Origin of the sequence: Actinomyces sp. Z5 (assembly GCF_003287795.1) — a bacterium.
Taxonomy (GTDB): Bacteria; Actinomycetota; Actinomycetes; order Actinomycetales; family Actinomycetaceae; genus Actinomyces; species Actinomyces glycerinitolerans.
Genome location: NZ_QMIN01000064.1, coordinates 21,673 through 29,793, shown reverse-complemented (window position 1 = coordinate 29,793; position 8,121 = coordinate 21,673). Strand labels below are relative to the sequence as shown.

Genomic DNA, 8,121 nt, shown 5'->3' with positions numbered 1-8,121 from the left:
CCCCCCCCCCCGCCAGGGGCGCGCTGCCATGGCGCGGCCTCGCCCCGGCTCACTCCCCCCAGAATCCGGCCACGTCCACGGCCCCGCCAGCGGCCTCGAAGTCGGCGCGCACGGCGTCGCGCAGGCCGGCGTCGTGCAACCAGTCCAGGGCGACGGCGGCCAGCCCGTATGCGCCGTCGACGGCCGCGGCGTCACCGGTGGGCGAGCCGGCGGCCGCGGCCATCTCGCGGGTGTGCAGGGCGACGTCGTCGCGGTCGGTGACCTTGATCAGCGGGTGGATACCGGGCACACGCAGCGACACGTTGCCGAAGTCGGTGCCCGCCGCGACGGTCTCCGACACCACCCCGGCGGGCAGCGGGTCGCGGCCGCGCTCCCGCTGGGAACGCACCCAGGCCTGCAGCAGCGGGCCGTTGGAGCGCACCGGCATCTCGTTGGTGTTGGGGTCGGTGATGATCTCCACCCCCGTGCCGGTCATGAGCGCCGCCCCGCGCAGCAGGTCCTCCACGCGCCCCACCAGGTCCTTGAGCGTCTCGGGGTACTTGGAGCGGACCATGAGGTTGAGCTCCGCGCGCTCGGGAATCACGTTGGCGACCCGCCCGCCGTCGTCGACGACGGCGTGGACCCGGTCCATGGGCAGGATCTGCTGGCGCAGCAGCCCCAGGCCGGTCAGCGCCAGGGTGGCGGCGTCCAGGGCGTTGCGGCCCATGAAGGGCTGGGAGGAGGCGTGGGAGGGGATGCCGGTGTACACGGCGCTCATGCGGCGCACGCCCAGCCAGGTCTGGTCGGCCAGGTCGTGGGCGTAGGAATGGGTCTGGATGGCGGCGTCGACACCGACGAGCATGCCGCGCTGGGCGAGGATCTCCTTGGCGGTGTCGGACTCCTCGGCCGGGGTGGTCTGCAGGATGACGCGGCCGGGCAGAACGCCGGGGCGACGGCGTGAGAGTTCGGCCAGGGCGAGGAAGGCGCCCACCGAGTTGGCGCACATGACGTTGTGCCCGCAGCCGTGGCCGACGCCGGGCAGGGCGTCGTACTCCGCCAGGATCGCCATGGTCGGGGCGTGGGGGTGACTGCCGCCGGGCGGCCGCGGCGCCTCGGAGTCTCGCTGCTCCCCGTGCGCTGCGGCGTCGGCGCCGATTTCCGCGCGCAAGGCGGTGTCCATGCCGTACACGCCCAGGCTCGGGATGATGCCGTGGGCACGCAGCAGTTCGGCGACGGCGGCGACGGCGTGGTGTTCGGCGTGCCCCACCTCGGGGTGGGCGTGCAGGTCACGCGACAGGGCCACGAGCTCCGGTGCGAGGGAGTCGACGACCTCGCCCAATTCGGCGCGCAACTCGGCCGCGGCACCGACGTCCTCGGGCAGGGCGGGGGCGGGACCGGCCACGGCGGCCCGGGCGGCGGTCTCCTCGGCCATGCGTGTCTGCACGGCGGAGCAGGGCGTGGTGGGCCGACTGAGGTCGCGGACGGGGCGATTCATGGCGCTGATTGTGCCGCGGCCAGGCCGCCCCCGCTACGGCCTTCCGACCGCCAGCCACGACCAACGGGATGCGCTCACGCCCGAGTCAGTGCGGCAACCGTCTCCACAGACCCGGCAAAGTCCCCGACCGGATCGATGACAGTCGCTACGCTCTCCACTGCCCTCAGGTCCTGTTCGTCGGAGACATTCTCCAGGTCGATGAATGCCGCGAAGTCCTTACTAACCTCCGCCTTTTGCGCCACCATCGTCCGATAGGCGAACGCCTGGCCATTCGCCCCTAGACCGTGAGTCGGCAGCACGTCGAAGAGTACCGGCCTGTCGCCCGACAGGGCGTATCCGAACGAGACGCGAACATTCTTGTCATTGACATGCGCCTCAATAGGAACGTTCCTGTCCGGAGCCAAGCCGAGTTCACGGAAGACGTCATCCACCTGCTGACGCATGACCTCCGACGACCTCCGTTTTTTCGCCGCCGTCTGGACCAGCCGGGGGAAGTACTCGTCCGCCAGACGCTCAACGTCGTCACTGTCGAGGATGGTGAGGGCATGTTCCAGGTAGAAGTCCTGTGGCCGACGGCGATGCGCCCGGGCTATGTCCTCCCAGCGTCCGGACCGCGTCTTAGAACGGAAGTAGTCAACCCAGCTGATGTAGACATCCTTGCTGACACCCGGCAACGGTTTGCGCGCCGCGGTGCCGTCCAGGTCGATCCCGAGGAACCGTAGGGCAACACGAGAGCTCGGGTCGTGACCGGTCGTCGCGATGACGCCGACGTTACGCGGCTCGTTGGCGACGCGGTCGGCCAGGTGTTTCACGGTGTACAGCTCAGTCATTCAAAGTCGCCTCCCTCATCGGTGAGCAGGCCCTGCTTGCCAACGGCAGCTCCGGGCCGCCGTCGGACTATAGACCCAATCATGGCACGACGGTCAGACAAGAACTCGATGACAGCCTGACGCTCGGGTGCACGCAGCAGTCCGAGGTTATACAGGTGTCACACGGGCGACTCGATGGCCGACAACGCAAGGCCCGCTCGGATATGGGCGATGGCACGTTCCCTGGCTTCCGACGTCGCAGGCAGCTTCCCCCAGAAGCCCATCGGGTCGTAGTCATAACGACCCTTGGTACTCAGCAGCCCCGTCGCTCTGTTGCCCTTGATGTTGCCGAAAAGAGCCCCGTCATGATCAACGACCCAGGCGTGGCCATCGTTGTCGGCCAGGATGTTCTCCTCGTGACGGTCAGTGTTGTAAATCAGTGCATCAAAAGCCTCCATGAGGGCCCGCGTCTCCTCAGGGATGCTGAGCAACGCGGCCTCCTGCGGAGGCGGGAAGTGGTTTCCCGGCTCTCCGATCTCGGCGACAACCCATGCCGGTTCGCCGGCCGACGGGTCGAACCAGAGGTCACCGAGGGGCGTGGGGATGCCCAGGGCAATCGCGATTCTGTTGGCGATGTACTCGTTGACGACAATGTTGGGGTTGTCTACCGTGTTGTGCTTGACCAAAACCTGCGCCCGTCCCCACTGCGAGTCGTTGGAACCCCCTGGATCATCCTCGTTGACCGGAATGAGGTCGGTGACCGTCATACCGGGGACGCGACTCAACGCCATGCGCACCGCCGCCCTCCCTTCCGGAACCTCATGACCTCGGCAGGGAAGCTCTTTGCCGAGCAACACGCCCTAGCCCGCGTCCGAGTTCCAACCTGTCCAGGAGCCTATCTCTACGCCACCATTTCTCGTAACCAAACGCCGCACTTGTCGCGAGCACAGCACCTGTTGACAGCACCATGCGGCTCCAAAGTGTGCCCGAGACCGCCTCCGACCCCGCAGCCGGTCCAGGGCACCGGCGGCTCCGGCTCCCCAGTGTTCGGGCACCCGCCCGGGCGGCACGGACGCGGACACGCCTCAGACCTCCGGGTGGCGGGCGCGCAGCACGTCCCGGTTCCGCCAGGCGCCGAGCACCGCGCCCGGCCCGGTGAAGGCGTCGAGGTCGGTGCGGTGTGCGAGCCCGGGTATGCGGTCGGGGATGAACTCGCGTCCCCGGCTGACCACCAGTCGCAAGTCGCGCAGGACGCCCAGCCCGGTGCGTGGATCACCGGCGACGGCGATCAGGTCGGCGTCGAAGTCGGGGGCGAGCACGCCGGTCACGCCCGCCAGGCCGATGCCGGCGGCCGCCCGCGAGGTGGCGGCGAGCAGCACCTCCGTCCGGGGCAGACCGACGTACTCCAGCGCCTCCAGGCCACCGACGTAGCCGCGGTTCGGAACACCGGGGATGCCGGCGTCGTGCCCGGCGACGATTCTCACGCCGTGCTCCCACAGCATGCGCGCGGGCGGGGCGAAGACGTCGTCGCGGGCGATCAGCCGGGGCAGTTCGGCGGTGATGGTGCAGTCCACGTAGACGCCGGCGGCGGCGATCTCGTCGGCCAGCCGCGGGTCGGGTTCGGAGCGGGCGGCTGGGCTGATGAAGGAGGCGTGGGCGAGGTAGTCGACGCCGGCGCGCACCGCCCGCTCGATGCCCTGGGTTCCGTGGGCGTGGGCTGCGGTCCACTTGCCCAGGCGGTGGGCGTCGGCGAACATGACGGTGAGTTCCTCCTGGCTGAACTGGGCCATCCAGGGCACCGAGCCGGAGGTGGTGAAGCCGCCGGTGGCCATCGCCTTGATGGTGTCGACGCCCCGCTTGTGGTGGAGCCGCACCTGGTGGCGGATGTCGTCCAGGCCGTCCACTTCACCCCCGGCGTGGTGGGCGTGGCCTGCGGTGACGGTGATCTGTGGCCCGGCGGCGGTGATGCGGGGCCCGCGCAGGTCGCCGTTGTCGATGGCGTCGCGCAGGGCGACGTCCACGTAGTGGCGGGCGCCCAGGCTCTGCGCGCTGGTGACGCCGAGGGACAGCAGCTCCCGGGCCGAGCGGGCGGCGTTCAGCGCGAGCCGAGCGACGTCATGCTCCCCGTAGTCGGGGTACTCCACGTCCGTGCCGGAGGTGGGCAGGTGGGCGTGCGTCTCGATGAGCCCGGGCATGAGGGTGGCGCCGGGCAGGTCGACACGGCGCACCTGCGCGGGCGTGGTCCCGGCCGCTTCGGCCAGCTCACCGAGTCGGGCGGTCAGCTCCGCGGTGGGTCCGACGGCGCGAATACGGGCGCCGTCGATGAAGACGGCGCCGCCGGCGGGGTCGTCCTCACCGATGGCCTCGAGGCTGCCGACGGCGTCGCCGCGGCGTCCGGTCAGTACGCGGTCGGCGGTCAGCAGGGCCGGGCCGGTGCCGTCTAGTCGCTCCCCGCCGTCGGTAGGTGGGGTGATCCAGTCCGTCATGGAGCCTCCTGAGTGCCTGGGTGAATGGGGAGAGACGCAGCAGCGCTTAAAGCCGCGGCGGGACGACCAGCGTCCACCCTTGGGCAACCGTGAGGCCGGCAGCATTAATCCAACTCATGTGCGCCTCTCCGAAGCTTCGTTCCAGGGCGCGCTCCACGACCCGCGGCGACGTTCTACGACCTTCGGGTACGTTCCACGACCACCCCAGGGTCGTGGAATGCACCCCAAGGTCGTGCAAAGCCCGGCCCCGCCCCGATTCCATGGAGCTCGCTCCCAGCAACGCCCCCATGTTCACCGCTAGCATCGCGCGTATGAGCGATTCGGAGGTCGGGGCGGCTCACCGCTTACTCGCCGGACTCGGCATCAGCGACGCCGCCGAGTCCCTGTACCTATCGCTGCTGGACGGCGAACTCCGCGCCGCAGACTCCGAGGACCCCGCTCTCTCAGAGCTCATTGAAGCGGACCTGGCCGCCGTAGCCGACGGGGTGGTGAACCCGCGCTCAGCTGCCCGCGCATTACGCGACCTAGAGCAGCGATACCGGGAGGACGCCCGCCGCGCCGAGACCGCCGCCCTGGAATTGGACCTGCTCGAGCAGGGTGGTCGGCACGCGGTGGAAACAACCCGGTCCCCGCAACGGGCCATCGCCATGTTCAACCAGCTCTTCGCCACCGCCCGCGGCGAGTTCCGGGGGATGGATCGCTCACCGTACCTGACCTCCGCGGGACAGCAGGCGAGCATGCAGCCGGAGTCGCTACGCCGCGGCGTACGACACCGTGCGCTGTACGAAATGGCCTCCCTACACGATCCGAGTTACTTCAAAGTCGTTGCAAAATCCATCCACCAGGGCGAGGAGGCCCGCTTCGTCGACAAACTCCCCTTCCGCATGCTCCTCGCCGACGAGACGACGGCGCTCATTCTGCGTCAGGGGTCCGGCAACGAAATCGTTACCACCCGCATCACTGAACCTGAGCTGGTCGAGACCTTCGGCGACCTGTTCGAGCACCTGTGGCAGAGGGGCGTTCCAATGCCGCGCGTATCAGCCATCGAAAGCGCGCTGCTGCAGGATCGTGAGTTGGTGTGGATGCTGGCTTCTGGCATGACAGATGAGGCGATCGCCCGTCAACTCGGGGTAAGCATGCGGACGGTGGCCCGACGGGTCGCCGAGCTGAATCACCTACTGGGAGCACAGAGCCGTTTCCAGCTGGGCATGCAGGCGGTGCGGCTGGGCTGGCTGCCGCAGGCGGACGACACGCCCGGCACGACACCGTCCGCGTGACACGCCTATGCCATGGCAGGCTCTCGCCATCGCCTACTAGCAAGCGCATTACTAAATTCGTGTTTCGATGAGTCCCGTATTCCATACCAGATCCCCCGATTCATCGAAGGGAAACACAATGAAGGCGTTACGCTCACTCGCCTGCGCCGCGGCCCTGGTGCTAGCTCTAGCTGTTCCGGGGTCCGCCGCCCTAGCCGATGTCAGCGACGACCCCTCCCAGCCTAAAGCCGCAGCCGCGGAAACCTGCGCCGGCTCCGTCACCTCCGTCGCCTGGCGGGACGGCACCCACGTAACCAACGGAACCTACGTCTCCGACGCCTCCGGCCTGGTGCGCGCCGACCTGACGTGGACCGCACCCGCCACCGCAAGCTCCGGGGACAGCTTCACGCTGACCCTGCCGGCCGAGTTGGAGAACCGCGGCCCCAGCAGCTTCGACCTGACGGCACCGGACGGCGTCGTCGTCGGACGCGCCACGTGGTCTGGCAAGACGCTCAACTTCGTCCTGTCCGAGTATGCCGACACCTACGGCGACATCACCGGCTCGGCCTGGGTGACCTTGGGCTGGGACCGCTCCCAGGTCGATGAGGCTGGCGGCGACTACACGCTGACCTTCACCTCCTGTGGTCAGAGCTTCCAGTTGCCCGGAACCTATGTGGGCCCCGGCCCTTCCGGTGTCGACCAGTCCAGCGGCAAGACCGGCGTGTACGACGCCGACATGAGCAGCTCTCGCTGGAGCATTTACGTCGGCACCACCGCGCAGGACGTTTACGAACCGCTGGTCGTTGAGGACGTCGGCGGTGAAGGGCTCACCATGACCTGCGACGGCGCGAAGATCTACGACCGCACGCCCTACCCGCACACGGAGGTCGTCTACGACAACGAGATCGACTCCAACCGCTGGTCCTGCACGGAGACCGCCGGCGGCGGCGTGCGCATCGTCTTCAGCCCCATGGCCGACGGGCGCTACCAGCCCGCTCACGAATCGCTCCAGATCGACCTGCGTGCCGCTGTCGGCCCGGAGGTCGCCGACCTGGACGAGCTGGTCAACACCGCCACGATCTCGGTGGCAGAGGATGGCGAGCCGGCCACGGTGGTTGGGCGCGTCGAGTTGCCCAACAGCGGCGGGACCGGATCCGGCCACCGGGCATCCTTCACGATCGAGAAGGTCACGACCGGAACCGCGGCGCCGGCCGACGCCTCCTACCAGTTCTCCTACAAGTGCCTGTCCGCCGATTTCATTGACATGCCGGCGATTCAGGCGGGGCAGACCACGACGACGGTGACGACCAAGTCCTCCGCCACCTGCCAGATCGTCGAGAAGAACCTGCCCGAGGACGTGAGCGTCTCTTACGAGGTGGACGGGGCGACGGCGACGCCGATCGAGAACGGGGTGTCGCTAACATTCCCCATCGATGCGGCCGCGACGGTGAAGATCGTGGCGACCAACGCCTTCCCGGATGAGCCGATCGTCGAGCCGACCACTGAGCCCACCGTGGAACCGACCACCGAGCCCACGGTCGAACCCACCACCGAACCCACCGTGGAGCCGACAACCGAACCCACTGTGGAACCCACCACCGAACCCACTGTGGAACCGACCACCGAACCCACGGTCGAACCCACCGTGGAACCGACCACCGAGCCGACCACCGAGCCCACGGTCGAACCGACCACCGAGCCCACGGTCGAACCCACCACCGAGCCCACGGTCGAACCCACCGTGGAACCGACCACCGAGCCGACCACCGAACCCACGGTGGAACCCACCACCGAGCCCACGGTCGAACCGACCACCGAACCCACCGTGGAGCCGTCCAGCGAACCCACGGTCGAACCGACCACCGAACCCAGCGCCGGAACCACGCCCGGAGTGACGGCACCCTCACCCGGCCAGCCGTCCACCCCGGCCGCGAAGACGACCCCGCGTGCGAAGCTCGCCAAGACCGGCGCAGGGACCACGTCGCTTGCAATGGTCGCCGCGGTTCTCCTGTTCGCTGGAATCTCAGCCACGGTTGCGCGCAGGCGAGCCTGACCCGACAATCACACCCACGCAATCGACCTCGGCAGTCCTATAC

At 68.6% G+C, this 8,121-nt stretch carries 6 protein-coding genes; 2 read left to right on the top strand and 4 right to left on the bottom strand.

From position 1 onward, the window contains the following. Positions 1 to 49 precede the first annotated feature (49 nt). The 4 genes from DRB06_RS08970 to DRB06_RS08955 form a co-directional block, all read right to left on the bottom strand. Complete coding sequence (locus DRB06_RS08970) at positions 50 to 1,474, bottom strand: amidohydrolase (RefSeq protein WP_258522214.1); 1,425 nt, start codon at positions 1,472 to 1,474, stop codon at positions 50 to 52. 74 nt (positions 1,475 to 1,548) lie between these two features. Beyond that, entirely contained in the window at positions 1,549 to 2,304 is a 756-nt protein-coding gene (locus tag DRB06_RS08965; protein WP_073329664.1) for a hypothetical protein, read from the bottom strand. Positions 2,305 to 2,462: 158 nt separating this feature from the next. Next, positions 2,463 to 3,050 (bottom strand): hypothetical protein, encoded by a 588-nt coding sequence (locus DRB06_RS08960; RefSeq protein WP_111819753.1) that lies wholly within the window; start codon positions 3,048 to 3,050, stop codon positions 2,463 to 2,465. 318 nt (positions 3,051 to 3,368) lie between these two features. Then, on the bottom strand, positions 3,369 to 4,769 hold the full coding sequence (locus tag DRB06_RS08955) for an amidohydrolase family protein (protein ID WP_181574853.1): 1,401 nt from the start codon (positions 4,767 to 4,769) through the stop codon (positions 3,369 to 3,371). 311 nt (positions 4,770 to 5,080) lie between these two features. Between DRB06_RS08955 and DRB06_RS08950 the strand changes: the two genes are divergently transcribed. After that, positions 5,081 to 6,046: a LuxR C-terminal-related transcriptional regulator gene (locus tag DRB06_RS08950; protein ID WP_181575239.1), complete on the top strand. Its 966-nt coding sequence runs from the start codon at positions 5,081 to 5,083 to the stop codon at positions 6,044 to 6,046. 118 nt (positions 6,047 to 6,164) lie between these two features. After that, the gene (locus DRB06_RS16150) at positions 6,165 to 8,078 is read left to right on the top strand and encodes an Ig-like domain-containing protein (protein WP_181575238.1); all 1,914 of its coding nucleotides are present in this window, start codon (positions 6,165 to 6,167) and stop codon (positions 8,076 to 8,078) included. The last annotated feature ends 43 nt before the right edge of the window (positions 8,079 to 8,121 follow it).